Origin of the sequence: Chryseobacterium carnipullorum (assembly GCF_900142785.1) — a bacterium.
Classification (GTDB): Bacteria; Bacteroidota; Bacteroidia; order Flavobacteriales; family Weeksellaceae; genus Chryseobacterium; species Chryseobacterium carnipullorum.
Genome location: NZ_FRCD01000012.1, coordinates 33431 through 58938, shown reverse-complemented (window position 1 = coordinate 58938; position 25508 = coordinate 33431). Strand labels below are relative to the sequence as shown.

The following is a 25508-nucleotide window of genomic DNA, read 5'->3' as shown; positions in this document are numbered from 1 at the left end:
GCTAATCTTTGTATTTAGTTTTACGTACCATTATTTTACTATTTTTCAACCAAACCTGTTTCTCTCCGCTTACTAACTTTACAGAAGCAGAGGTTTTAGGAATATTAACGGTAATCTGTAATTCAATTTTAGCATTAGGATCATCAGAAGAAATTTCCTTAAAGGCAGGAAAAATTTCCTTTTCATCAAATTCTATATTACTGACATATCGATATCCGTCAGCACCGTCTATCCACAAAATTTTAATATCATTTGCAACAGCTCTTTTCTTAAGGGTATTCCATTTCAGTTGATTGGAAATAATACGATTATATTTTTCTGCCAGAATTTCGCCAAAGGTTATTTCCATTTCACCATTGTAATGAAAATAAGTAACTTCTTTTGTTTTTCCATTATCTGGTAGTTCAACCTGTACATTCCAATTATATTCTTCTCTATAGCTGTCCCACAATCCGTATGGAATCGGCTTGCCTTCGTTTGCCTTAACCACTTCCGCCGGAACAATTCCAAATTCATGTATAATTTTACGTTGGTATTCAGGATCAAACATATTTTTCTGAGGTCCCGGGCTTAAAGCATCTATTTCAGACTGCGGTATGACTATTTTCTTGCTCTGATACCTTCCTATTTCCACCTGTCTTCCCGGTCCGGAAAGCCAAAGCACAACCAAACCACCCGGCGCAAAGCCTACAATAATCTTGTCGTAATTTTCTTTCCTTGGATTTGGATTATCTCCATTGGAAGGGGTATAATAGCCGTTTTTAAAAAGATCAGTCATTTTCCCGTTATCCAGATCGGTGTCGATTTCATAAAATATTTTTTCAGCATAGGAAACCCAAATGACATGCAGATGATTGGGGACATTTTTTTCTCCATTATTCATCCCTCTGTTTGCTTCCCCCCATGATCCACCAGTTGTTCCACTATACAAACTAGTAAATTCCCCGTTTGCGGATTCCAATCCCCCGCGATAAACATCAACGGGATAACCTAAAGGGGCTGAGGTAGCATCTAGCCATTCATATTTTGTCATTGCTTTTGTTTTTTGAAGGTCTTTCTTTTCCTGACACGAGATCTGAATAAAGAATAATAAGCTTAATAAATATTGTACTAATTTTTTCATTGTTTAAAAAAAATATTCTTGAGATGCAGTTCATCTATAGGAGGAACAGCATTACCTGTATTATACACTAATGTTTTTCCCATAATTCTCGTTTTAGAAAACTTCTACTTTATCTGCTTTTATAAAAGCTACTTTACCATTCTCGCCTCTTAGTTGTATCGTAAAATGGCTGTTTGCTTCATTTACTTTAATCACAATATCAGCTTTAGTTGAGGTAGGATTTTCTCCAAATACAGCTTTAAATGCTTCGAAGCTGGATTTTTCATTGAGATCACCATTCGCTCCATACTCCTTGTGATCACTGCCAATAAAATCAAAAACTATTCTTGTTGGCATTGCTCTTTCTGCATTTTGAGCCACAGAAATTTTTGCAGCGTCCAGTTGTTCTTTCTCTCCATTGATCATGTCGATTCCAACATCGGTTAAAGGGTTGAGCGCTGCTTTTTCCGGAAGTTGAAAAACAGGCTTCCAGCTGTACTGTATTCTATAGATATCCCAAATCCCAAATGGAATGGGTTTTCCTTTATTTTCTTCTCTTATTTTTTCAGGAATCACTTTGCCATTGTTAAAGACCTCATCAAGATAATCTTTTCTACAAAAACGGTTTTCATGGCTATCCAGTTTTGCAATTTCCGATTCCGGAATCGTTACTTTTTTTCCCTGATAGCGCCCTACTTCTTTCTGAACACCTACACCAGCGACCCAAACCACCACTACTCCACCAGGGGCCATTCCAACGCCAATTTTATCATAATTTAAATGTTCCGTTTCTCCACTTCCGTTGGTGACCTTTACTTCATATCCTTTGCTGAAGTATGCTTTTAGTTTTGCAGTATCAATAGGAGTGTCTATCATATAAAACTGGTTTTCCATGTAAGACATCCAGATAAAATCCAGACGGGTAGGAAGGCTTTTAAAACCATTCCCCATTCCATGATTGATAGCTCCCCAGATATTTCCGCCGGGAATAATCCCAAAATCTAACCCAACCCACTCTCCGCCTTCGCATTCCATTCCTCCTTTATATACTTCCATCGGATATCCGGAGGAAGCAGAAGTCCCCTCGGTCCATTCATATTTTGTCATGGCTTTTGTTTTTTGATGCTCTTTCTTTTCCTGACACGAGATCTGAATGAAGAATAATAAGCTTAATAAATATTTTACTGATTTGTTCATTGTTTAGGAAAATTATTCTTTACTACCTTACTATTACTGGGCTTCTTTTCTAATTTATTTTTTTCTTTTTTATAAGTCCTAAATTTCTGATTGTTTATCCTGTTTTGTAATTAGATTCGCCGCAATTAATTACTGATAAAAATACCTAAGCATAGCATATACCTCATTTGCAGCGAATGTTGATATTAAACTCTGAATTATATAAGTTTTCAGCCTTTATTCACCTTGGCATCTATTTTCCCAAGCATTTTGGCAACACCGGAACTCTGTAATAAAATATCACCATTCTTGGCGTTATGGGTGGTTGTAGAAGTGGTCTCTTTCAAATCCCCCGTTATATTGATGGTTTTATTTTCATTGACGGTCTGTTTATAATTCTTTGAAGTGAACTGATGATTGTTTATAATATTAATGGCATTATCATTTCCAACACTTGTTTTCATATCTTTTCCTACATTAATACTAAGATTCTCACCTGCGTTGAAGGTCATATTTTTGGGAGCAGTAACGACGATATTCCCAGCTCCGTCCATGAAGTAATTGTTGCCGCTCGGATCGATAATATTGACACTTCCTTCTGCATCATTCATTAAAATTCTGATTCCGCTTCTGGTTTGTATTGATTTTAAATGATTATCAACCCCGCCTCCTAAAGCGGTCCCTCCATGAAACATTCCTCCCATCACGAAAGGCCTGTCCGGATGGTTGTGTACAAAACCTACCATTACCTGATCGCCTACTTCGGGTATGGCTACATATCCTCTGTTCTGGCTGATCTGATCTGTACCTCCTGCATCCGGAGCCATCATCCGGATAAAATTGGTAGTATCATTCATCTGCCAGTCGAATCTCACCGTTACCCTGCCCTGTCCCAGAGGATCAGTATTGGATATTACGGTGGCAATTTGTGGCTGTGCAATGGGTACAACAAAATCGGGTTTTGGGATATATCCTGTATCTGAAGCTATTGCTTCGAATTTCCCGGTATAGTTTCCTAAGGTATCCACTTCATGGGTAACTTCGGTCATCATCAGTTTTGTAAAATAGGCCGTCTGGCTGCTATCAGTTTTCCGCATTTTAATATCAGCGATACATCCCGGGTATAAAAAAGGCAGCGTTGTTCCTCCCGATACCGTAAAGACTTCTACAGCCCTGCTTCCTGATGTGGAGGTCTGGGAAATGACCACATCCATATCGGTGGCCGCTTTTATCGGGGCAACCTGCAAAGATGGTGTTTTGAATATCCCTTCATTGTTCTGATAGGCGGTTTTTGCTAAATTCCCCACATGCTGGATAGGGGTTTCCCCGGAACTGAGCTTAGTATTGGAACTGCTGTTATAGCCATAAAAACTTGGTTTGATATGGACGGCTTTCAGTTCAACACTCACGTCGGAAACACTGCTTCCATAGATCAGCTCTAAAGCTTTATTTTGGGGAGGCATATTTCCGAAGTGCAGAATTTCACCATCGTAATAAAACTGCTCTCCATAAGCTTCTGCCATTCTGCAAAGATAATTGTAGTGTGTTTCTTCATACTGGGCACTGTAGAGGATTTGGGAAGAGGCTTTTGCATTGATTTTTACATCAAACCTGCTGCTTTCGATTCCCTGCTTGATGATATCCGTTGCGATGATGCCCATATTTACGGGTTGCGCTCCCCCAAAACTTTGGGTATGAGGAGCAGCGTCCAGTAAGATGGTGGGGCTGTAACCTTTCAATACGATGTTTCCAAGACTATGATTTTCCTGGCTAAACGCTACTTTTGTAATAACCCCGACAAAAGTTCTTTCAGGACTATTTTCAACGTCTTTATAGGTAATGGTTACAGTTAATCTTCCTCCTAAAAATTTGTTAGCTTCTTCAAGCTCATGATTTTGTTTCTCAGACAGGGTATCATTGGCAAGGATAAGTTCAAATTCATGATGCTTTCTTACACTCTGCTGCATCCGGAAATGTTTAAAATGCCTGATGATCTTACCATCAATCACAATATCCAGTTTCACCACACGGTTGATTCCAGGAATATTATTCTCTGTAATCTTGTCAGAATTTGGAATATTTTTATCCATAGTATTTAATGTGTTTTGGGGTTCTTAATTTTTTAAAAAAATTAATAAAATATACAGATACTCTATAAAGTCAAAAGTTTTACTGGTACAAAATCATATAATTGGACCTACTTTTAAATTATTAATAGAAATATGAAAGATCCTACTAATTAATATCAAAGCAGCCATCTTTATCATAGACAAAAAAGGCAGAACGGCACTCCTACCGCCGGATACACCATTCTGCCTGATATTTTTTTAAAATTTAAAAAAAATATGCTCTACGAAGTAGGCCATTCTGCCTTGTAAGAAGAATTACCCAGGTCGATAAGCTCTGCACTTACAATGAAACTTACGTACATACTGTTTTCATCTACTGCATCGAAATCTACTTCGTGCTGAATCACATATCCGTTTTCCCACTTCAAGGTAGTGAGCGTTCCTTCTTCATGAGATTTGTTGAATGTTACTTCTCCTGTTGTAGGTTTGTATTTTCCGTTAAGAAGACTTTCCAGAATGTCTGACTTTTCTGTAGCTTCTACTGTAATTTTGATGAGTGCATTCGATGGATCTGATGCTACTCTTCCGGATACGTCTGTGGAACGGGACACGCTATAATTAAGTCTTAGTAATTTCTGCCCTTCGCCACCGTTGAATTTAAGAATTCCTCTTGAATTTTTGTCTGCCATAATTGGTCAATTTTAAATATTAATATTCTGTGATTTGATGTTCCTTATTTCACCAAATATAGAATATTAAACTTACAAAAAGGACGTTTATCGATAAATATGAAAAAGTGTAGTAGTACTACTACTAACAATCGTTAGGCTTTATTAATATTGTAAATCAGATATTTACATTAAAAAAAAAGAAAATCATACTATGGATCGTAGGTAATGTATTTACTTAACCTCAAAATATTTTTTAAGGTCCGATATACTTTTTACTCTGAGTTCTTCAGCCTGTTTTCTGCGCATCATCAGGGCATAGGAATTATTAAACCCAAGCGGTTTTAACCATTGAATGCCGTACTGTTGTTGGAATTCGGAATTGACATACTGATAGGTTTTATCGGCACTTTGAGTCACGGTCTTAAGGGTTTGTTCTGTGGGTTTTAAAAGGACCAAAAGTCCTGTTCCGGTATATTCCGGATAGAAATCTATGCCGTCATTCATCAAAGCATCAAAACATATTTTGGTTCCGCCCAGCCCTGTTTTGGTTTCTACTTTGTAATCGGTGTAGCCTTCAATCAGCATTTTATACATTTCGGTGAGAATGTATTGTTCACCAAAGATCTTTGAACCGATTTTTACGGTTCCTGAGCTGCCATTTCTTGAGTTTTGGTATAATTGATTCTTAACTAAAAAATCTCTGGCTATTTTTTCCGGTGTCTGATTGAGGTAATCCGATTTGTAATTCAGATCGGTCATGATAGAGTCATTGAATTTACCGGCAAGAAGATTCAGTGTTTTTTCAAGGTCCGGAAATTTCTTCAGCGTTTTTGTCTTTATAATGGGTGCCGCAAAATAAGGTGGAAATATTTTCTTATCATCATCCAGAACGTACAGATCAAAAGCTTTAATTCTGCCATCTGTAGAATAGCCGCTGATGAGATCAAGTTCCTTTTCGTAGGCTGCTTTGTACATAATAGCATCATTGACCACAACGGGATTTACATTCAGTCCGTACACCGACCGTAATCCCAGATCACCATCCTGTCTTCCCATAAACTCAGGGGTAAAACCTGCTTTAATCGTATTGCCTGAAACTGAAGTGAACAAATAAGCTGCTCCCAAAATGATAAGGAAGGCCGGAACCACATACTTTAGTTTTTGAAACAAGCGGTATCCTGATTTCTGTACCACCGCAATTGTCTGATCAAGCAAAATAGCCAGTAATGCCGCGGGAATGGCTCCTGCAAGAATCATATTGGTATTATTCAGAGAAATTCCGCCAAATATAAATTCTCCCAAACCACCTGCTGCAACGAATGACGCTAATGTAGCAACTCCCACATTGATTACCGCTGCCGTTCGTATTCCTGCTATAATGACGGGCATTGCCAAAGGAAGTTCAACTTTAAAGAGAAGCTGACTTTTATTCATTCCCATCGCTTTTGCCGCTTCAACGACGGTTGAGTTGACGCCTGTAATTCCGGTATAGGTATTTCGGATAATGGGTAGAAGGGCATAAATGAGCAGAGCAACGATAGCGGGTTTAGCCCCGATTCCAAAAGCGGGAATCATGAACCCTAACAGGGCAATACTGGGAATCGTTTGTAAAATACCGGCAACCCCCAGCACCGGACTTGAAAGTTTTCTTTTTCTGGCAATAAGGATCCCCAAAGGTACCCCAACGATGATCGCCAGAATTAATGACAGAAAGGTAAGTCCTAGATGCTGTACCACCTGAGTGAGTAATTTTTCCTGCTGTTCTATGATAAACTGCCAAAGACTTTGCTGCTTCATACGATCTGTAATTTTCTGTACTCATTGAATGCCTTGATGAGGTTTTCGTAATATCCTGTATTTCTATGATCCGAACTCAGTTTCTGCAAAGCATTCCAAACACTGGTTTTTTCGGTAAAGCCAAATGTTCTGTGTGTATTTTCTGAATTTAAAAATGCGCCCATCTCTTTCAGTGTGGCAATTTTATATTCCAGTAAAAGTCGGTTTTCAGTAAAAAAGTCGCTGACAAAGTTGTTCTGCGGGCGATAAAGCATTTCTTTTGGAGTTCCTGTCTGAATAATTTTCCCTTTATCCATTAAACAGATCCGGTGTCCCAATTCGAAGGCTTCCTGTACGTCATGCGTCACAAGTATAATCGTCTTATTTTTAAGTTCTTCCAGTGATTTAAATTCTGAATGAATATCTGCTTTTGTAATATTATCCAAGGCTCCAAAAGGCTCATCCATCAGCAAAACGGGTGTGTTGGCGATCAAAGCTCTGGCAATCCCTACTCTTTGCTGCTGCCCGCCACTCAGTTCATTCGGAAACCTTGAAAGTACATCGTCGGAAAGATGAAGTTTATGCAGAAGTTCTTCTGTTCTGCTTTCTGTTTTTTTCTTATCCCATTTCAGTAATTCCGGAACCACTGCAATGTTTTGTTTGATGGTATAGTGAGGAAATAAACCGGAATGCTGCATCACAAACCCGATTCCCATGCGCAGTTCTTCTGCTTTTTGATCTAGTATATTTTTACCATCGATTAAAATAGCTCCGGAATCTGATTCTATGAGCCGGTTGATCATTTTCAGGGTGGTTGTTTTGCCACAACCGCTGGTTCCCAGAAGCACCAGGATCTCCTGATCATGGGCCTGAAAAGAAATGTGGTCAACGGCTGGTTTTCCGTTAAATTTTTTCGAAACTGATTCAACTGTAATCATAGGCAACAATTATTGGGCAAGTCTGATCCCTGTCAACTGCCATTTCAGGCTGGTCTGGAAAAAATTACGATATGTATTTCTGCTGTGTCCCGGAGGCGTTGCATCGGAAGCTCCACGCAAAACCGTTTGATTGACCATAAATTTTCCGTTGTACTCTCCCACTGCTCCCGCTTCTTTTTTAAAACCAGGATACGGTAAATAAGCCGAATTCGTCCATTCCCAGCGATTCCCCCACTCGAAATGTACGGATGCAACTTCCCATTCTGCTTCAGTGGGTAATCGCATTTCTTTCCAGGAGGCAAAAGCTGAGGCTTCGTAGAAATTGATATGACAAACAGCTTCATCCGGATCTACTTCCTGTAAGCCATTTAAAGTATAATGCATCCATTTCCCATCTATATGATGCCAATACAAAGGAGATTGTGCATTATTCTGCTTTACCCAGTCCCAGCCTTCAGCGTGCCAGTGCTTAAAATCTGAATAACCGCCAGCTTCCATAAACTGAAGATATTCTCTGTTGGTGACCAACTGGTCTGCTATTTCAAAATCATTGAGAAAAACTTTATGCCTTCCCAGTTCATTGTCAAAACAGAAGCCTTCTCCATCAAAACCTATTTCATAAACGCCTTCGGAAAAACGGATCATGTGGGGATGTTCAATCTTTTTATTTTTAGAAATGCTTTCTTTTTTATAGGCCGGAAAAAGTGGATTGTGCCCTAAAATATATTTGATATCTGTGATCAGTAACTCCTGATGTTGCTGCTCGTGATTAAGTCCCAATTCCAGCAGTGATTCAACGTCTTCTGTCAGGAACTTACTTTCAAGAAAGGCCTTCATATGATCGTCTACATAGTTCCGGTATTTGTAGATGTCTGAAACGGAAGGGCGGCTGAGATTTCCCCGGTCGGTACGGATGACTCTTGCGCCGATAGTCTCGTAATAGCTGTTAAAAACAAAATTATATTGTGGATCAAAAACTTTATAATCAGGGAAATTGGGTTCTAAAATGAACGTTTCAAAAAACCAGGTGGTATGCCCAAGATGCCACTTGGGAGGACTTACATCTACGATAGGCTGTACCACATAATCCTCAATCTCCAGAGGAGCACATATTTCTTCGGAATACTTTCGGATACTGGTATATCTTTTTACTAGATCTGATGTCGTTATTTCTGGGGTCATGTTCTTTAGTTTTAATAAGTTAATTGGATCAGATAACAAATTTGATTGACGGAACTATGGTTTTTTAACTGAAGATCACTAACAGATAAACATCTGTATGATGGATCTACGGATGATTTTGCTTTTTTTTGTTAACGCAAAATTTTAGTTAAATAAAATTCAGTTTTGAGGTAAGCAAAGATGGCAACGGTGTCGCTGATAAAGCTTAATGGCTAATCATTTATTTTCTTTGTTTATGCAATATATCCTTTGTGTTAAAAATATATTTTCGTTTTATGATCTGTGAAATCTGATGAATTTTTTGGAAATTTACTTTACCGTTATTTTACCTCCCAGGCAACATCTACGAACCATCTTTTGGAGTCTTTGATCTCACCTGCTGACAAAAATCCGGATTTTTCTCTTAGTTCTTCTATTTTCTCCGGTGAAAACTTCTGGGAAATCTCCATGTCAATCAGTTCATTTTCAATGAATGAAATACAGTGATCATCTATGGTGACTTTCTGATCTTTAAGACTCACCAGATAACTCTTACAGGCTCCGCTCACGGGATCATAGGTCTGATAATGCTGAAACTGATCTGTATCAAAATCAGCATCGAGTTCTGTATTGATCCGGGTGAGAAGATTAAGATTGAATGCCGCTGTAATTCCTGCTTTATCATTGTAGGCATTTAAAATGGTATGAGGATTTTTCTTCAGATCAAAACCTATCAATACTTTATCTCCGGAAGTTAAATTTTGGTTTAAATCGGAGCAGAATTGATCGGCTTCTCCGATATCCATATTCCCGATATTGCTTCCTAAAAATAAAATCACCTTCCTTCTGTCGGACAATGCTGCTGCTTTCTGAAGCATCTGGAAATATTCGCCTTCAAGAGCAACTATTGGTAAATCCGGAATTTCATGACTTAATTTTTCATTTAATATGGAAAGAATATTACCTGAAATATCAATAGGCATATAAGTGAAATTGATTCCCTGTTCAACAAGATATTGAAGTAGAAAGGTTGATTTCATCGCATCTCCGGCACCCAGCTCAATCAAATCGAATGGCTCATTGTCAGAAATAATTAACTGGGCAAGCGCTGCGGTTTTATTTTGGAAGATATCAAGTTCACATTTCGTGAGATAGTATTCAGGCATTGCCATGATTTCCTGGAACAGACGGTCTCCGTTTTTATCGTAAAAATATTTTGAAGATAACCTTTTCGGATTGCTTTTCAAGCCTTCCAAAACATCCGAACGAAAACCGTCAATAGGAGTATTTTCAACCTTGGAATATGGGTTTAGCTTTAGATTCATATGTTTTAATTTGTGTGGGTTTGTAGTTACCTACAACTATCTTGCCGCTCCAACATTGAATTCTATAAAAGTATTCCCTCTGTGATTTCATTAATTTAAATATACGGTAAATTTCTATACGCTACTGATCAAAGGATACCACATTTTTGAGTTTAATCAGATTTCCGGAACCATTGAGTATGGATTATATTTGAAGTCAGCTCACAGCAACCAACTCTGTACTCGTAAAAGGTAATTCAGGGAGCCAGGGTGGTAAAAAGATAGAGAAGAAAGATAGACAGCAGAACAAAACCCTGCATAATATTCGTCTTTCCTGTGGCCAGTGAAATCGTGATAATAAATAAGGACAGTCCCAAAAGAACGGTTGATTTTATATTAATTCCCAGCGTCATTCTAAAATCTGCCATTACCGAAGCTACTGCTACGACCGGAATACTGAGCCCAATACTTGCTAATGCAGATCCGAATGCAAGATTAAGGCTGGTCTGCAGTCTGTTATTGTACGCTGCTCTGATGGCCGCAATGCCTTCCGGTAAAAGAACAATACCGGCAATAATAATTCCGACGATAGATTTCGGAGCACCTGCTCCTACAACGAGGGCATCAACATCTTTTGAAAGGTATTTGGCCAATACCACGACAATTCCCAGGCACAAAACCAAAAGCACAATACTAAGCATCGTTACTTTCAGAGAAGGTTTTTCAGGAAGGATTTCCTGGTCCTCTGTTTCAAGATCATCTTTAGGTTTGGGGGCAACAAAATAAGCTCGGTGCCTGATGGTCTGTACCATAGTAAAACCTATGTATAATGCCAGACAGGTGATTGAAATGAAAATAAGCTGAAAGGAAGTGTACTCGCCATTATCATGACTGATGGTATAGTTGGGAAGAATGAATAAAAATGCTATGATGGCAACTAAGGTGATCATCGCTGTACTTACCCCCTGCAAAGTAAATACCTGGACCTTATACCTGATGGATCCTACAATAATGCAAATTCCAATAATTCCTGTAAGAATAATCATGACCGCCGCAAAAACGGTGTCTCTTGCCAGGCTTATGGTTTCCAAACCTTTTGCACTCAGCATGATGGAAATAATAAGAGAAACTTCGATCACAGTAATGGCAAACGCCAGTAATAAAGTTCCGTAAGGCTCTCCTACCCGGTAAGCAATGGTCTCCGAATGATATACTGCTGCTAAAACAGACCCTATTAGGAAAAAACTAAGGAGTATAGAATACAGATGACCTGTCATCGTGTAATGTGCAAAATAAGCAAGCCAGGCAAGTACCGGAATCAGTATTGTCCATCCTACGAGGTAAATCTTTTTTTTCATAAATTTTAAACATTTGACCACGACTGAAGTACGATCTTCCAGGCTTTATTTATTGTGATAAAGTCAGTTCCGGAATCTTCTCAAACGCACAGAACTGCATTCTTACAGATATAGATTGAGCAAAACTGCATCTGATTGATGAGAATGAATGATCGTGCGAATTTTTTTGTTATCCCTATCATAAAAAAGAACAGATACCCGGAAAGGTTCCTGTCCTCTTTTAGCTAAAACCTTAAAAACATATTTACTATTTTTCGGGGTATTAAGCTCTATATTTTGCCTTATTCAATATCGGATCTGAAGGTTTTAACCGAAAAAAACAGCTTTCTTTTCTTCCTGTATTGATGAGGATTGATCGATGTCAATGAAGGATAATTGTGGATTTATTCTGATCCAAAGATCGTTTTTTTAAAACATAATATCCTACACTCTTCCGGAACAAACTTACATCTATCCCACTTTTTTAAAGATTAAAAAAATGACGAGTGTTTGTTTTTCAATGGTTTAGAGAATAAGGGAGAAATTCAGCAGAGAAAATTTATGTTATAGCAATTCCAAGTCTGTATTTTTCAAATTCCGGAGGAAACATCATTTGACGGCTAAGATTTTATCTTGATGTTCTGAAAGCTTCATCATCCTTATCAAATTGAAAAATCCTTTACTCCATAAGGCGGCTATTTTTTTAAATCAGGATAGGCAATTGTGAATATCTATGATTTATGTAACAAATGACCAGACTCTTGCAAGCTGTTCCATTTTTAATCCGTGACCTTTACATTCAATCAAAATTGTATACAATGGCAAAAGAGAAAGACGGAAAAAAGAAGACAGACAAAACAGCTCCCTTAAAAACCGCAAAAGAAAAACGGGAAGACAAGGCTACCAAGAGAAAGGATAAAGAGAGTGAAAGCAGAAATGCCACCAGTTAAATAATACTGGATTGAAAGAATAAGATGAAGTCAGATGTGGAGGACAAAGCAAGCAGGTCTGTCCTTCCCGCTCCCAAAATATTAAGAACAAGACAGACAACCATAATTTAGCCAACGGACCTTGATCAGACGGTGAAATTCATAATACCGCTTGTTTTCAGAGAATATCATCCTCGCCAACAGCGGTAACAAAATAATGGTCAATCGTTTCGTCTGCGTCTTCGCACATCTTCAGCAGATCATCCTGTGAACGATCTTCCAAATTACAATCATCTTGGGTTTCAATGATAAACTCGGTTACTTTTTCGGTATCCATTAAATCATATTTCATTAAATCATTTAAAGTTTCCAATCCGTAGCTTTCCTTGAAAAAAGGAATTTTAAGGGAAATGGTATCTTTAAACTTAAAGAGATGGATTGTTTTCATTATTTAAAATATTGTAGTGTTCGTCTATACTGTTTCAACCGGCACAACCTATAAAAAGAGATAGAGACCTTTAAGCTTCTATCCCTTCTTCAAAACTCTCTTTGAAAGAGGAGTTGTGAAATATTAATTTCCTATTTAGTTGTGATGATTTCTTACTGCTTTTTAGTTTTGGCTTTATCTTATCCTCGTCAAGTTTCATGTTTTGTGATGGTCTCCGTTACGAGGATTATTTGATGAAGTTTAGCAATGACTGTACAAAATTGGGATTTCCTTTCCTGATGATGTTACAGATGAGTAGATTAATCTTACATCTATCACACCTTTAAAGGTCTTCCAGATTATTTTTACGTTTAAGTCCCAGCTGTTTGTAGAAAGACGGAGAAAGTCCTGTGATTTTTTTGAACTGGTTGGAGAGATGGGCGGCACTGCTGTAATTCAACTTATAAGAGATCTCCGTAAGATTAAGTTCGTCATACAGTAAGAGTTCCTTTACTTTTTCAATTTTATTGATGATGATATAATGCTGTATCGTGATGCCTTTCACTTCAGAAAATATATTCGCCAGATAGGTATAGTCGTAGCCAAGTTTTTCACTGATATAGTCTGAGAAGTTTTCTTTGGGTAGCTCTTCAGAATAGTGAATCATTTCGGTAATTACATTTTTAATTTTTTCGATCAGAATACTTTTTTTATCGTCTAATAATTCAAGACCTGATTTCAACAATTCCCTTTTTAAAATCTCCCGCTGCTCATGGGTAATGTCTTCCAGCAACTCAACCATGCCAAGATCCACCACAGCATGCTTAATACCCAGATTATTAAGCTCTTCATGCACCATCATTTTGCACCTGAGGCTAACCATATATTTTATGTACAACTTCATTTCATTCAAAGTTACGCATTAAAATTTTGAGGATCAGAATATAAAGACCCGGTATTCTTTAATGAGCAAAGAGAAAATAGAAAAAGTAGTGACCCTATCTCCTTTATTTTTATTTTGTATATTTGAAATGCAGTAAAGAAGCCGATGCATTTTGTATCATGTATTGATCACACTTAGCGGATATTTTATAAGCTTCAAATACAGAGTATCAGTGTTGTCAGTCTGAGCGAAATTAAAAATCCCTTTTTTAATATTAATATTCAATTATTGATACTCCTGATACACAGACTCATTTAAAAAGTAAACCCATGCCATTTGATCCCTCTCTATTCACTGAAAAATTACGTCACCGGGACTACGATTTCCTGATCTCAAAGAAAAATATTTCTGAAATCATTTATAATGGAGATGAGATTATCCTTGTAATGATTAAAGTACAAAAAAGTGAGATCCCTGATTTTACTTCCTTTATCATTTCAGCGATGGGAACTTCGGGATTAGATGAATGGGAAATACAAAACTGCAGCATCATGGCGACCGATGAAAAATTAATGCTGCAAAAAACAGACGATTTTCAGATCTACTGGAAGCTTGATTTAACCATTGAAACTTATCTGGAAGGAGACCTTCAGTATCTTTATGAAGTGGATACTGATCCCAGTAAAAAAGGGCATGGCAGTGAAATGTGCTACGCCATTGAAACCACAACTTCCTTTATCTATTTTTATACGAGCCATTTTTACTACTAGTAATGGCAGGTGATGTTTAAAAATAGTTATGATCTTTGATTTCAACACTGAGAACGCCTGTCACTGTTTCATTAAAGCATTTCACCATACTTCATTTTATTCATCAGTGGATTTGCGTACATCATCAGGAAAAATTCTTTTGAAACGGCATCAGAAGGATCAATTCTCATTTCAAGTCTTCGGACAAACAGCTGTTTTTCCTGTTCTGTATATTCTGAGGCATAAGTATCCGTATTGTGAAGGAGGTCGTAAGCGATAAACTTGGTCGGCCACAGCTTATAGTTTTGTATGATCGAATCGTCAATGATCTGGGCAATTGCCTGTAACTGCTTATTTTTGTTTTCAAAGTTCACGGCAATATCATCCAGTTCTGTATCCAGTACATTTCCTGCATGCAGATGAATGCGTTTCTTTTGACCCAATACTCCACTCAGCATGGTCATAAAATCTTCATCCTTCCCTTTGATGTATTCCTCGTCTCTGTGTTTAGCCAGAAGCTGAGGCATTTTTAAAGAATCGGTAGGATCATATTCATAAGAGATCGATATCGGAACGATCTTCAATGTTTTAAAATAGTCAGTGAGTGAAAGATCTCCGGCCGCCATCGCAAGCATTTTTAAAACGCCCTGCTGGGTAGCATCATTTCCGTCTTTGGTACGGCCTTCACGCTGAGCGATCCAAACGGAACGTTTTTCAACATGCAGAAGCTGCTCAATATATTCGGACATGATCTGGGAACTTTTCAATTGTTCACGAATCGGCAAACCTCTCTGAACTAAAAAGTTGCGGTTCAGTTTCGCCAGTACATGCAAAAAAGTCTTTTGCACAAGGTTGTCTCCTATCGCAGAAGACGTCATGATCAATTTCTTGTCAAGCAAAACCAGATTCAGCAGTGAAGTATCCAAAACAATATCTCTGTGGTTGGAAACAAAAAGATAGGGTGTATTTTTATCCAGCTGATCAAATCCTGATGTGGTTAATCCCTCAGAACTCTTCGCCAGAATCTGACGAATGGTATGGGCAATAAAATTGTGCTGAAAATCACTTATCGAATGAATACTCTTAAACTGTTCCCTCCAGACCTGCTTATCAACATCAGGAAAAGTGAAACTCATCAGTGCGGTCATCATAGGATCACGGGCTATTCCCCGTAACGCTTCATTCACTTCATGATCATAAAAAGGCCTGATTTCATCGAACTTCGACATGTAATTATTTAAAATTAATACTATTTTGCAAAAGAACAAAAATTTATTGAGGGGACCTTACAATGTTTGTTAAAGTATACCCTTTACCCGTATAACAATCTATATGTTCTACATATCATTGAAATTTTTACTGTAAAAATAAAGAGACAGACTATTTTGATGGGTTTACCTAAATCCTGAGCCTATCATTTTAAAAATATCATCCCGTTTCCTGAAATAAATCTTTATTTTACTTTCTCCAAAAGATACAATTTAGCCCCTGAAAATGCCAGTTTAGGCATCAGGTTTCCCTCCAGTACCATGGTCTTATTGTTGACATCGATCACTGAAATATAATTGTTGGAGTTGTATTCTATATAGTTTTCTTTTTCTTTGGTGACCGGATTTTTCCCGAATTCCATAGAATATTTTACCCAGTCTTCTTTTTCGGAACTGCAGTGTAAAGGTTTGAATTTCGATTTTTTAGCTTTGAAAATGATCTGATCAAAACCTTCCGTACAGTCTGAAGTAAACGAACTTTCCGGATTCTGGTCATTGGTAAAGTCTTCAAAAGAACCTTTATATGCGCCCACTACTTTCCAGGTCCCGTCTACACGATCTTCATCTATTTTCCCTTTGGCTTTGCTTACCGCCCAGCTGATCCCATTCACCGTTCCTTTTACGGCTTTGTAACTGACGTTGACGGCACCTTTAACGACTTTGGCTGCGGTGGAAACCACGCAAGAGTTTAACACAAGAACGGCTGAGGCGAGGAATATTATTTTTTTCATGTTGTGAGTCTTTTTTAAAAACCGAAGATAGTATTTTTCAAAATGATCAGAAAGCTTTTGAGATGATGAATATTTATTTTCAGATTAAAATGACTGACCGTAAAACTACTACTCAAAATATGGGGTTTTCCCCATAACATGAATGACAAACTAATTCTAAATTCACACAAAATATCAAATGCCTATGAAAAAAACTTACTTAAGTGTACTTATGTTGTGCGCAGTATCGACAATTTATGGCCAGCAAGTGCTCTGGCAGAGAGACATTAAGTCCAGTACTCAGGACTTTTTAAGTCAGATAAATACCACTATAGATCAGCAGTATCTAATTACGGGAAGCAGTATTCAAAGCGATAAGCTTCAGGCTGGAGACAATAAGCAAAACAACGGCTACGATTTTCATTTAATCAAACTCAATCAGCAGGGCGAACAGGTTTGGGAAAAATATTTTTCCGGCAATAACCATGATTATCTGTCATCTTCCGTGACCACTCAGGATGGTGGGAGTCTTGTTTCAGGAACTTCTTATTCAGGAAAAGGCTTAGATAAAAAAAACGACTCCAAAGGAGGTTCAGACATCTGGTTACTACGTCTTAACGAATTTGGAGATGAAATTTGGCAAAAAACTTTAGGATCATCCTCAGATGAAGAAGCAAGAGCCGTTGTTCAAACTACCGATCTGGGATTTTTTGTAACAGGAAATGTCCAGAATTATTCTAAAGGCTACGGCTCGAAAGATGTCCTGCTTATCAGATTAGATAAGTACGGAAATGAACTTTCTCAGTCAATTTTAGGAGGGAAAGGTCTTGATGAAGTTGAAAAAATGATTCCAACAAAAGACGGTGGTGTACTGCTAGGGATCTACTCAAGAAGCAACCCGGGCGGTTCTAAAAAAACCGAAAATTATGGAGAAGGAGATTATTGGGTCATTAAACTTGATAAAACCGGAAAAGTAGAATGGGAAAAGAATTTTGGAGGAAAGGGTGATGATCATCTTAGAACACTGGCTTTGACTTCAACTGGTTATGTTATCGGTGGAGAATCAAGATCCGAAAGATCAGGAAACAAAACAGTAGGTATTGAAGAGGGAACGGATCTATGGCTTATTTCCTTAAACGACAGAGGTGAAGAGCTATGGCAGAAATCGTTTAATTTCAAAAACCGTGACATCCTCATGGGAATGAACGTGCTTCATTCAGCAGATGGTCAATCATCAAAAGGAATTCTTTTAGGCGGTTATACGCAGACTCAAGGAAGAATCGAAGCAGAGGATGAGACCTTCTGGATGCTCTACTTAAATCAGGACGGAAATGAGCAATGGAGAAAACACGTCAAAGGTGAATCCAGAAAAAGAGAAGAAAGGTTGTCTGATTTGAAACTGAATAGGGATGGCTCCATCATTCTTGCTGGCACCAGTGCCGAAGAATTAGGAAAAGAAAACTGGAAGATTGTGAAGCTTGGAGATAAAAAAATTGATCAATTGATTGAAAAACAGGACATTAAAATCTACCCCAATCCGGTATCTGATTATACTTACGTAGAAATCGGCGTTGACTTTAAAGAAGCAGATATCATGCTGTATGATATGGGCGGCAGACAGCTTCAGACATTGAAAACCAAAAACAAGGTAACCAAAATTAATACCCAGAATTTAATTCAGGGAGCTTATCTGGTGACAATAAAAACGGATACCAATACAACAGCGAGTGCTAAACTGATAAAAAAATAAAACACAAATGAAAAGATCTTTAATATTGGCTGGAGTTATTCTTTCAGCCTTATTGTATAGTCAAAGTAATAATCAGGATTATACCAAAAATACGAATGATGCAGGAAAACACATTCCTAAAATTGCACCAACAACTCCCCAATCATTCAAATTCAGCCAATATGGGAATATTCCCATTGGACTTTTTACAGGGGCACCTAATATAACTATCCCCATTACAGAATTAAGCGTGGATGGAACAGGTATTCCTATCTCTTTAAGTTATTCTTCAAATGGTATTAATGTCGATGAAATGAATGGTTCTGTTGGTTTGGGCTGGACTTTTATTTCAGGAGGGGTAATCACAAGGACAATAAGGGATAAACCTGATGAAGAGAGTAATTATAATAGCGGCGATGTTCCTCCATTAGAGAACTCAGCCGCACAGATGATTGAATATCTAAAATTTTGTGAAGTAGATAACTTTGATTCTGAGCGAGATCTATACACTGCCAATTTTGCTGGAAACAATGTTAAATTTCTGATTAACAAAAGTGGAAATATCTTTATGATTGATCAGAAAGATTACAAAATAAAAAGGAATGATAGTGGAAACTTATTTTCAATTATTCTGGATAATGGAGTGAGATATAATTTTAATGCTGTAGAAAATGTACTTAACAGAACTCTGAATGTAGGAGGACACCAACCTCCCTTACAATATCCACAGTCCTGGTATCTTACCTCAGTAGTTACAACCAACGGCCAAACACTCACCCTTGAATATCAGGATGTGAGCTATAACAATACTCTGTCACAATCTCAAAGTATGACTTATACGACTGGGGGACAGCAGAAATATGGAGACGTAGGATCAGGTCCTAATGGTGGAAACTACTGTGAAGTGGTCAATTTTATTTTACCATCAAATAATATAGGACTTATAGCAGATTCCCAGCAGGAAGTATACGGTAAACAAATCAAAAAGATATATGACTCTAATAATAATTCCATTGAATTTACCTATTCAAATCAAAGTGAAGATTATTCAAAGCTGACGAATATAAAGAAATACAATAACGGCAGAATTGTAGATGATATTAGTTTAAACTATTTAACAACTGCTGCTTCTAGATTATTTTTAACAGAGATCCGCAATAATAAAAGCAGTTCTTCTCATAAGTTTACCTACCATAATCCTGAAAACTTTCCGGTAAGACTTAGTTTTTCCCGTGATATGTGGGGGTACTATAACGCCGCAAGCAACAGTACTCTTGTACCTCAGATTTTTCGGATTGATGACCCACAGGCACCTCAATATAACGGAGCTAATCAGTCAGTCACACCACAGGTTGGGTATTATGGCTTATTAAAAGCAGTTACCTATCCTACAGGAGGAAATACCTTGCTAAATTATGAAAACCATAAGAAGAAAGATAATGTATTTGTACCAGCACCAAAAATTAATGTAGGAATTTCAAAATTCAATCCTTTAGGAACTAATACATCAACTAATGAAATAACTATCATTCCTCAAAAAACGGGGCCTGTAGAAGTCAGGCTTTCCAACTATCTGTATTCCTCTGGCACCTGCCAGAACAGCCCTGCTCTACAAACAGGCAAACAAAAGGGTTACATAGAAGTATTCGACCAGGCAGGAAATAATATCGGAAATTCAGATTCATCTTTAAACAATAGCAGTACGATTTCTGTGAATGCTATAAAAAACCAACCTGTTAAGGTAGTTCTTACAGCCATGTTTGCCTGTTCTGATGCACGTGCTCAGATCTATTATTTCAATGAGGATGATAAATATGTTTTACAGGATGTTTTATTAGGCGGATACAGAATTAAATCAACTGTTGATACGCCAACGGACGGACTTCCCATTACCAGAAAGTATAACTATATCAAAGATAATGGAGATTATTCTACCCATGTAACACGTGATCCTTTATTTAATGAAACAAGAACTATAGGTTCTGTATGCTTGGGAGGTGGTACTTCAGGGACAACACCAATATTTTCAAGCATCATAGCTATTACTTCCTCTAATATTGGAAGATTATTTTCTTTTAATCCCAATATATTTTATGATACCGTTGAAGAAGAAATTGAAGGAAATGGAAAAATCATTCATTATTTCAATTCCAATAAAGATTATTGGGGAAATCCAATTAAAGGAAACTCAATTATATCAGCTCCTTGGACGAATTCAGGATGGGATAATGGGAAAGAGATATTGACCATTTATAAAGATAATGCCAACACAATTCAAAAAAAGGTTGAGTATAATTTTACGGAAGATACCTCCAGAACATCTTACCTAGGGGCTATTAGTCGTCGCAAACGTTTTGAGCCTATTTTAAATGACGGGACATGGAATGGCTTTGAAAACCTGGATGCAGTATATTATAAAAACATAAGCCGTTTTACGTATTTAAAAAATCAAAAAATAACTGATTATCGCAATGGACTACCTGTAAAAACCGAAACGGAATATTTCTATACAAACCCTTCGCATTATCAGCTTAAAAAACAAAAAACAACTTTGCCTGACGGAATTATTAATGAAAAAAGCTATGATTATGCCCACGAAAAAAATAACCAGTTAATGATTGGTAAAAACATGGTAGGTATTCCTCTGGAAACATCTGTTACCCAAGCCCAAGGAAACACCTCTACCATGCTTTCAAAAGAAGAAACTGTTTATCCACAGTCTCTTCCTAATGCTTCAACCGGGGATTTTGTGCTGCCTGTATCGGTAAAATATTTTGATGTACTCAATACAACTGCATCCAGTACTGATATTACGTATGACAAATATGACAATAAGGGAAACGTGTTACAGTATACTACGAAGGATGGTGTTCCGGTGAGCATACTATGGGGATATAATCAGACCTGGCCTATTGCAAAAGTAGAAGGTATCGCCTATAGCGCAATCGAAAATACCCTGCCATGGATGTCAGCTTCCTCAGATGCAGATGCAGCAGATCCTTCCCAGGAAGCAAATCTTCTTGATACTTATGAAAGATTTAGAAAATTGCCTATACTGTCAGATAAGCTGGTAACCACTTTCACTTATGATCCACTAATCGGGGTAACATGCATTACTCCGCCATCGGGAATCAGAGAACTTTATGTTTACGATATAGCAAATAGGCTTAAAGAGATCAAAATAAGAGAGAAAGACAGTAGTGGAAACTACGTTTACAAAACGGTAAAAGAGTTCAGCTATAATTTCAAACCATAAAACAACAATCATGAAAAAACAATTAATTTTAAATATACTCTCAGTACTCTTTCTGCTCTCAATGGCAGTAGTGAGGGCACAGACGTCCACGGAAAACTATGTTCAGTCCAAAACCTGCCTAAGCGGGGATTGTACTAAAAGATCCGAATCCATCACCTATTTTGATGGTTTAGGAAGGCCAAAACAGATCATTGATGTAAAAGTTTCCCCTTCAGGAAAAGACTTGGTTACTCCGGTTGTTTATGATGGGTTCGGAAGGCAACCGAAAGATATTCTTGCGGTTCCGGCATCTACATTGAATGCTACTTACCATTCGGGAATTACGAATGAAAACACGGCCAACAGCTATTATGGCTCATCCAATGCCTTTGCAGAAAAGGAAATTGAAAGCTCTCCTCTGGACAGAGTACTCCAACAAAGCCAGGCAGGTGATGCATGGAAATTAGCAAATGGGCATACAAAAAAATATAAGTATGAAACCAATGCAGTAAACGAGGTCAAAAAGTTTGTGGTTACTACTTCCATTATTACCGCCAATAACGTTTCAGGAACCAGTTCTTCACTGAAAGTATCTTCCGAGAATTCAGGGTATTATCCAGCTGGAGTCTTGTATAAAAATACAGTAACAGATGAAGACGGCATCCCTGTTGTCCAGTTCGAGAATGGGCTTGGACAGGCTGTTCTCGTTAGACGTATCGATGGAACTCAAAATATTGACACCTATTACGTTTACAATGAATACAATCAGATGGCATTTGTTATTCCACCTAAAGCGGTGCAGCAGATTGAGCAGGCAGGTAATGTGGTAACTACAGTGATCTTGGAAGATTTATGCTATCAATATAATTATGACGGGCAGAACAGAGAAGTTGAGAAAAAATTGCCTGGAAAAGACTGGGAGATGACAGTATATGATAAGCAGGACAGGCCCGTACTTTCTCAGGATGGTATTCTGAGAACCGTAAATAATAATTTCGGAAGTAAAGGCTGGATCTTTACAAAGTATGATGAATTAGGCAGAGTCGTCTATACAGGCTTTTTTTCCAATACTGCAAACAGAAGGGTTATGCAGAATGCAGTAAACAGCATGTCTGCCAATGCCTATAACAATGAAAAAAGAAGTGCCAGTCCTTTTAACCAACAGGGGATCAATGTCTATTATGATAAACAGGCTTTTCCTACCGGAAGTATGACTCTTCTGTCGATAAACTATTATGACAAGTATCCACCTGAAGCACCACTTGTACCGCAGACAGTTCAGGGACAATATACATTGTCACAAACATTAGGAACAGGTGATGATGCTTCTACAAAAAGCTTACTAACCGCTTCATATGTGAAAAACATAGAAGATAATAACTGGACAAAAACATATAAATATTATGATTCCAAAGGCAGGCTCGTGAGTGTAAAAACAGACAATCACCTGGGCGGATATACCAACAAGGAATTGAAACTTGATTTCACAGGGCAGACGGAAGAAAGTTATACTTCTCACAAAAGAAGCTCTGCTGACGCAGAAGTTCTGGTAAAAGAAAGATTTGTCTATGACGGACAAAACAGGCTGCTAAAGCAATACCACCAAGTGGACACCAATCCCGAAGAGCTGCTTGCCGACAATACCTACAATGAAATTGGCCAGCTGACCAATAAGAAAACCGGGAATACTTACGGAACTCCGTTGCAGTCTGTAGATTATGCTTACAATATCAGGGGATGGGTTACAAAAGTGAATAATCCCGCTGATCTGGGTGGAAAATTATTTGCCTATGAACTGAAATATGATAATCCAACCGACGCTTCCGCAGCTCCTGCAAAATACAATGGTAATATTTCAGAATTTGACTGGAGAACCAGCAGTAATGACTTTCTGAGAAGATATGCCTACCGATATGACAGATTAAACAGACTAAAAGACGCTTCATACCGCGAGCCTGCTGCCACTGCTCCTGTAAATGACGGCTATAGTGAGAATCTCACGTATGATTTGAATGGAAATATCCAGACCCTGAAAAGATACCAGCCTTTAGCCAATACACCCATACTTATAGATGATCTTAAATATCAGGTATATGAAGGCAACAGGCTGAAAAAAGTAATAGATGAGAATACCAATCCATCCGGCTATCCAACGGGTGGGAACACCATTGGCTATGATGTGAATGGAAATATGACCGATCATTTGGATAAGGATATAACTTCTATCTCGTATAATTTTTTAAATTTGCCTAAAGAGGTAAAGTTTGCTCAGGACAATAATAGCCTTCAGTTTCTGTACAGGGCGGATGGTATTAAACTAAAGAAGGCATTTGCATATTTATCCTATAAAAGTGGCCTGATGATCACCAATAATACTGACTACCTTGATGGCTTTCAGTATGAACAGGAAGGTGGCGGACCTATATCTCTTCTGTTTTTCCCTACAAGTGAAGGTTATTATGACTTCCAAAAGAAACGGTATGTTTATAATTATGAAGATCATGTAGGAAATGTAAGGCTTGCTTATTATAAAGGAAGCAATAATGTCGCAATAGTTGATAGAGAAACCAATTACTATCCTTTTGGGATGGAGTATGAAGGGTTTCAGGGAGCAAATACCCAGCTGCCAAGCTACAAATACGGTTTTCAGGGGCAGGAAAAGCAGACCGAAACAGGATGGAGTTCTTTTAAATGGCGAAACAGTATACCGGAACTGGGGAGATTCTTCAATGTTGATCCGTTAAGCGAAGATTATGCATACCAGTCGCACTATAATTTTTCGGAGAACAGAGTTGTTGATAACGTTGAGCTTGAAGGTTTAGAAGGTGAAGATTTCCGTTTCCGTATGGCTATGAAGCAGAACGGAGGGGTCCAAGCAAGAGCAGAAAAGTTTAACCAAGATGCAAACAGTGCTGCATTTATGGCTGTTATTAAAATAGCCACTCCTATTGAGGAACTTTATACGCTTGCTAGTGGAAGGAACTTTGAGGGAAATAATGCCAATAGAAAGGATGCGGCAACACTTTTAGCACTTAATCTTGTTCCTCAAGTTAAAATTGAAGCAAAAGTTGCTACTGTTGTTGTTGAGGCCGAAGTAAAAGCTGCTGCAAAAACGGAGGCGAAGACTGTAGCGAAAAAGGCTTACAGCAAAAGTAGACCTTCCTATGCAAAAGATCAAGTTGAAACTGTTTGGAATTCGGCAAAACAGAAAGATGGTAAAGTGTATGACCCAAACACAGGTGAAGAGTTAACGTGGGATAAAGCAATAAAACCTAGATCTTGGGATATGGGACACAAGCCTGGACAGGAATATAAAAAATTACATGAAAAATATATGAATGGTAAGATAACAAAGGAAAAGTTTTTAGAAAAATATAAAAATCCTAAAAATTATCAACCAGAATCAAAATCAGCAAACAGAAGTCATAAATATGAAAAAAAATAATATTAGCGATGTTTTCGAAATGATCGAATTTAATGATTTAGAAGACTTGGAAAAAATTGTAAACGAAAATAATGTAAATTTTTTTGTTAATGAATTTGGACAAAATCTTTTACATGAGGCCATCACGCAAGACAAACCAGAGATATTCAATTATCTTTTATATTGTAATATTGATAACAACAAATTAGATAGAGAAGGTAAAACTCCATTACATTACAGCACAGCCCATAATAATTATAATCTTACAAAGTTACTGTTAGAGTCTAATGGTATTGAAAAAGGTATAAAAGATCAACATGGCAATAACCCGATGTGGGTTGCGGTTTTTAATTCCCGCGGCCACTACGATATTGTTAAACTACTAATGGAACATGGAATCGATGCACAATCTAAAAATACAAGTGGCAGATCTGCCCTTGATTTTGCTAGACAAATCAAAGACGAAGAACTTGTGCAAATTTTATTAGGTTAGAGTTTTATAACTTAAATACAGATTAGCGCAACAAAATGATGCGCTAATCTTTAAAATATAAATAAAATGAATCAGAAAGAAATTGAAAGCGTTATTGCTTTGCAACCCTTGGAGTGATACAAAAATT

The 25508-nt window shown here is 37.7% G+C and carries 19 protein-coding genes; 6 read left to right on the top strand and 13 right to left on the bottom strand.

Annotated elements, in window-relative coordinates:
• Position 1 precedes the first annotated feature (1 nt).
• The 9 genes from BUC06_RS14225 to BUC06_RS14185 form a co-directional block, all read right to left on the bottom strand.
• Positions 2 to 1123 carry a DUF2931 family protein gene (locus tag BUC06_RS14225; protein WP_073334679.1) on the bottom strand — a complete coding sequence of 374 codons (1122 nt, stop codon included), beginning with the start codon at positions 1121 to 1123 and terminating at the stop codon, positions 2 to 4.
• A 93-nt stretch (positions 1124 to 1216) separates the two neighbouring features.
• Positions 1217 to 2299 carry a DUF2931 family protein gene (locus BUC06_RS14220; RefSeq protein WP_073334678.1) on the bottom strand — a complete coding sequence of 361 codons (1083 nt, stop codon included), beginning with the start codon at positions 2297 to 2299 and terminating at the stop codon, positions 1217 to 1219.
• A 209-nt stretch (positions 2300 to 2508) separates the two neighbouring features.
• On the bottom strand, positions 2509 to 4368 hold the full coding sequence (locus BUC06_RS14215) for a type VI secretion system Vgr family protein (RefSeq protein WP_228423754.1): 1860 nt from the start codon (positions 4366 to 4368) through the stop codon (positions 2509 to 2511).
• Between the two features lie 260 nt (positions 4369 to 4628).
• Complete coding sequence (gene tssD, locus BUC06_RS14210; protein ID WP_073334677.1) at positions 4629 to 5036, bottom strand: type VI secretion system tube protein TssD; 408 nt, start codon at positions 5034 to 5036, stop codon at positions 4629 to 4631.
• Between the two features lie 213 nt (positions 5037 to 5249).
• Positions 5250 to 6815: an ABC transporter permease/substrate-binding protein gene (locus tag BUC06_RS14205; protein ID WP_073334676.1), complete on the bottom strand. Its 1566-nt coding sequence runs from the start codon at positions 6813 to 6815 to the stop codon at positions 5250 to 5252.
• Positions 6812 to 7732 carry an ABC transporter ATP-binding protein gene (locus BUC06_RS14200; protein WP_073334675.1) on the bottom strand — a complete coding sequence of 307 codons (921 nt, stop codon included), beginning with the start codon at positions 7730 to 7732 and terminating at the stop codon, positions 6812 to 6814. Before BUC06_RS14200 ends, BUC06_RS14205 begins: the two co-directional genes overlap by 4 nt.
• Positions 7733 to 7741: 9 nt before the next feature.
• Entirely contained in the window at positions 7742 to 8914 is a 1173-nt protein-coding gene (gene egtB, locus BUC06_RS14195; RefSeq protein WP_073334674.1) for an ergothioneine biosynthesis protein EgtB, read from the bottom strand.
• Between the two features lie 320 nt (positions 8915 to 9234).
• Positions 9235 to 10218 carry an L-histidine N(alpha)-methyltransferase gene (gene egtD / locus BUC06_RS14190; protein WP_073334673.1) on the bottom strand — a complete coding sequence of 328 codons (984 nt, stop codon included), beginning with the start codon at positions 10216 to 10218 and terminating at the stop codon, positions 9235 to 9237.
• A 236-nt stretch (positions 10219 to 10454) separates the two neighbouring features.
• On the bottom strand, positions 10455 to 11555 hold the full coding sequence (locus BUC06_RS14185) for a calcium:cation antiporter (protein ID WP_073334672.1): 1101 nt from the start codon (positions 11553 to 11555) through the stop codon (positions 10455 to 10457).
• 797 nt (positions 11556 to 12352) lie between these two features.
• Between BUC06_RS14185 and BUC06_RS24300 the strand changes: the two genes are divergently transcribed.
• Positions 12353 to 12484, top strand: coding sequence for a hypothetical protein (locus BUC06_RS24300; RefSeq protein WP_262484531.1), 132 nt, complete (start codon positions 12353 to 12355; stop codon positions 12482 to 12484).
• Between the two features lie 157 nt (positions 12485 to 12641).
• Here BUC06_RS24300 and BUC06_RS14180 read toward each other — a convergent pair whose 3' ends face one another.
• Both BUC06_RS14180 and BUC06_RS14175 read right to left on the bottom strand, forming a co-directional pair.
• Positions 12642 to 12911, bottom strand: coding sequence for a heme oxygenase (locus BUC06_RS14180; protein WP_073334671.1), 270 nt, complete (start codon positions 12909 to 12911; stop codon positions 12642 to 12644).
• A 322-nt stretch (positions 12912 to 13233) separates the two neighbouring features.
• Positions 13234 to 13794 carry a helix-turn-helix domain-containing protein gene (locus BUC06_RS14175; RefSeq protein ID WP_073334670.1) on the bottom strand — a complete coding sequence of 187 codons (561 nt, stop codon included), beginning with the start codon at positions 13792 to 13794 and terminating at the stop codon, positions 13234 to 13236.
• A 308-nt stretch (positions 13795 to 14102) separates the two neighbouring features.
• Here BUC06_RS14175 and BUC06_RS14170 point away from each other — a divergent pair, with 308 nt between their 5' ends.
• Positions 14103 to 14543, top strand: coding sequence for a hypothetical protein (locus BUC06_RS14170; protein ID WP_073334669.1), 441 nt, complete (start codon positions 14103 to 14105; stop codon positions 14541 to 14543).
• A gap of 71 nt (positions 14544 to 14614) precedes the next feature.
• Here BUC06_RS14170 and BUC06_RS14165 read toward each other — a convergent pair whose 3' ends face one another.
• Both BUC06_RS14165 and BUC06_RS14160 read right to left on the bottom strand, forming a co-directional pair.
• A complete protein-coding gene (locus BUC06_RS14165) occupies positions 14615 to 15751 on the bottom strand; it encodes a 1-acyl-sn-glycerol-3-phosphate acyltransferase (protein ID WP_073334668.1) in 1137 nt (378 codons plus the stop codon).
• A gap of 224 nt (positions 15752 to 15975) precedes the next feature.
• On the bottom strand, positions 15976 to 16521 hold the full coding sequence (locus BUC06_RS14160) for a membrane lipoprotein lipid attachment site-containing protein (protein ID WP_073334667.1): 546 nt from the start codon (positions 16519 to 16521) through the stop codon (positions 15976 to 15978).
• A gap of 184 nt (positions 16522 to 16705) precedes the next feature.
• Here BUC06_RS14160 and BUC06_RS14155 point away from each other — a divergent pair, with 184 nt between their 5' ends.
• Genes BUC06_RS14155 through BUC06_RS14140 form a run of 4 tightly spaced genes read left to right on the top strand, consistent with a single transcriptional unit; the run spans position 16706 to position 25381 of the window.
• Positions 16706 to 18250 (top strand): T9SS type A sorting domain-containing protein, encoded by a 1545-nt coding sequence (locus tag BUC06_RS14155; RefSeq protein WP_073334779.1) that lies wholly within the window; start codon positions 16706 to 16708, stop codon positions 18248 to 18250.
• A 7-nt stretch (positions 18251 to 18257) separates the two neighbouring features.
• On the top strand, positions 18258 to 21485 hold the full coding sequence (locus tag BUC06_RS14150; protein ID WP_073334666.1) for a hypothetical protein: 3228 nt from the start codon (positions 18258 to 18260) through the stop codon (positions 21483 to 21485).
• Between the two features lie 10 nt (positions 21486 to 21495).
• A complete protein-coding gene (locus BUC06_RS14145; protein ID WP_139263365.1) occupies positions 21496 to 24909 on the top strand; it encodes a DUF6443 domain-containing protein in 3414 nt (1137 codons plus the stop codon).
• Positions 24896 to 25381 (top strand): ankyrin repeat domain-containing protein, encoded by a 486-nt coding sequence (locus BUC06_RS14140; RefSeq protein ID WP_073334664.1) that lies wholly within the window; start codon positions 24896 to 24898, stop codon positions 25379 to 25381. The genes BUC06_RS14145 and BUC06_RS14140 overlap by 14 nt, the downstream gene beginning before the upstream one ends.
• Positions 25382 to 25508 lie beyond the last annotated feature (127 nt).

What these genes read in the sequence shown, in the direction of transcription:
- BUC06_RS14185 (WP_073334672.1), bottom strand. Translation starts at nt 11,555, where the DNA reads ATGAAAAAAAAGATTTACCTCGTAGGATGGACAATACTGATTCCGGTA.
- BUC06_RS14175 (WP_073334670.1), bottom strand. Translation starts at nt 13,794, where the DNA reads ATGAAGTTGTACATAAAATATATGGTTAGCCTCAGGTGCAAAATGATG.
- BUC06_RS14170 (WP_073334669.1), top strand. Translation starts at nt 14,103, where the DNA reads ATGCCATTTGATCCCTCTCTATTCACTGAAAAATTACGTCACCGGGAC.
- BUC06_RS14145 (WP_139263365.1), top strand. Translation starts at nt 21,496, where the DNA reads ATGAAAAAACAATTAATTTTAAATATACTCTCAGTACTCTTTCTGCTC.
- egtB (WP_073334674.1), bottom strand. Translation starts at nt 8,914, where the DNA reads ATGACCCCAGAAATAACGACATCAGATCTAGTAAAAAGATATACCAGT.
- BUC06_RS14165 (WP_073334668.1), bottom strand. Translation starts at nt 15,751, where the DNA reads ATGTCGAAGTTCGATGAAATCAGGCCTTTTTATGATCATGAAGTGAAT.
- BUC06_RS14155 (WP_073334779.1), top strand. Translation starts at nt 16,706, where the DNA reads ATGAAAAAAACTTACTTAAGTGTACTTATGTTGTGCGCAGTATCGACA.
- BUC06_RS14220 (WP_073334678.1), bottom strand. Translation starts at nt 2,299, where the DNA reads ATGAACAAATCAGTAAAATATTTATTAAGCTTATTATTCTTCATTCAG.
- egtD (WP_073334673.1), bottom strand. Translation starts at nt 10,218, where the DNA reads ATGAATCTAAAGCTAAACCCATATTCCAAGGTTGAAAATACTCCTATT.
- BUC06_RS24300 (WP_262484531.1), top strand. Translation starts at nt 12,353, where the DNA reads ATGGCAAAAGAGAAAGACGGAAAAAAGAAGACAGACAAAACAGCTCCC.
- tssD (WP_073334677.1), bottom strand. Translation starts at nt 5,036, where the DNA reads ATGGCAGACAAAAATTCAAGAGGAATTCTTAAATTCAACGGTGGCGAA.
- BUC06_RS14160 (WP_073334667.1), bottom strand. Translation starts at nt 16,521, where the DNA reads ATGAAAAAAATAATATTCCTCGCCTCAGCCGTTCTTGTGTTAAACTCT.
- BUC06_RS14140 (WP_073334664.1), top strand. Translation starts at nt 24,896, where the DNA reads ATGAAAAAAAATAATATTAGCGATGTTTTCGAAATGATCGAATTTAAT.
- BUC06_RS14200 (WP_073334675.1), bottom strand. Translation starts at nt 7,732, where the DNA reads ATGATTACAGTTGAATCAGTTTCGAAAAAATTTAACGGAAAACCAGCC.
- BUC06_RS14180 (WP_073334671.1), bottom strand. Translation starts at nt 12,911, where the DNA reads ATGAAAACAATCCATCTCTTTAAGTTTAAAGATACCATTTCCCTTAAA.
- BUC06_RS14225 (WP_073334679.1), bottom strand. Translation starts at nt 1,123, where the DNA reads ATGAAAAAATTAGTACAATATTTATTAAGCTTATTATTCTTTATTCAG.
- BUC06_RS14215 (WP_228423754.1), bottom strand. Translation starts at nt 4,368, where the DNA reads ATGGATAAAAATATTCCAAATTCTGACAAGATTACAGAGAATAATATT.
- BUC06_RS14205 (WP_073334676.1), bottom strand. Translation starts at nt 6,815, where the DNA reads ATGAAGCAGCAAAGTCTTTGGCAGTTTATCATAGAACAGCAGGAAAAA.
- BUC06_RS14150 (WP_073334666.1), top strand. Translation starts at nt 18,258, where the DNA reads ATGAAAAGATCTTTAATATTGGCTGGAGTTATTCTTTCAGCCTTATTG.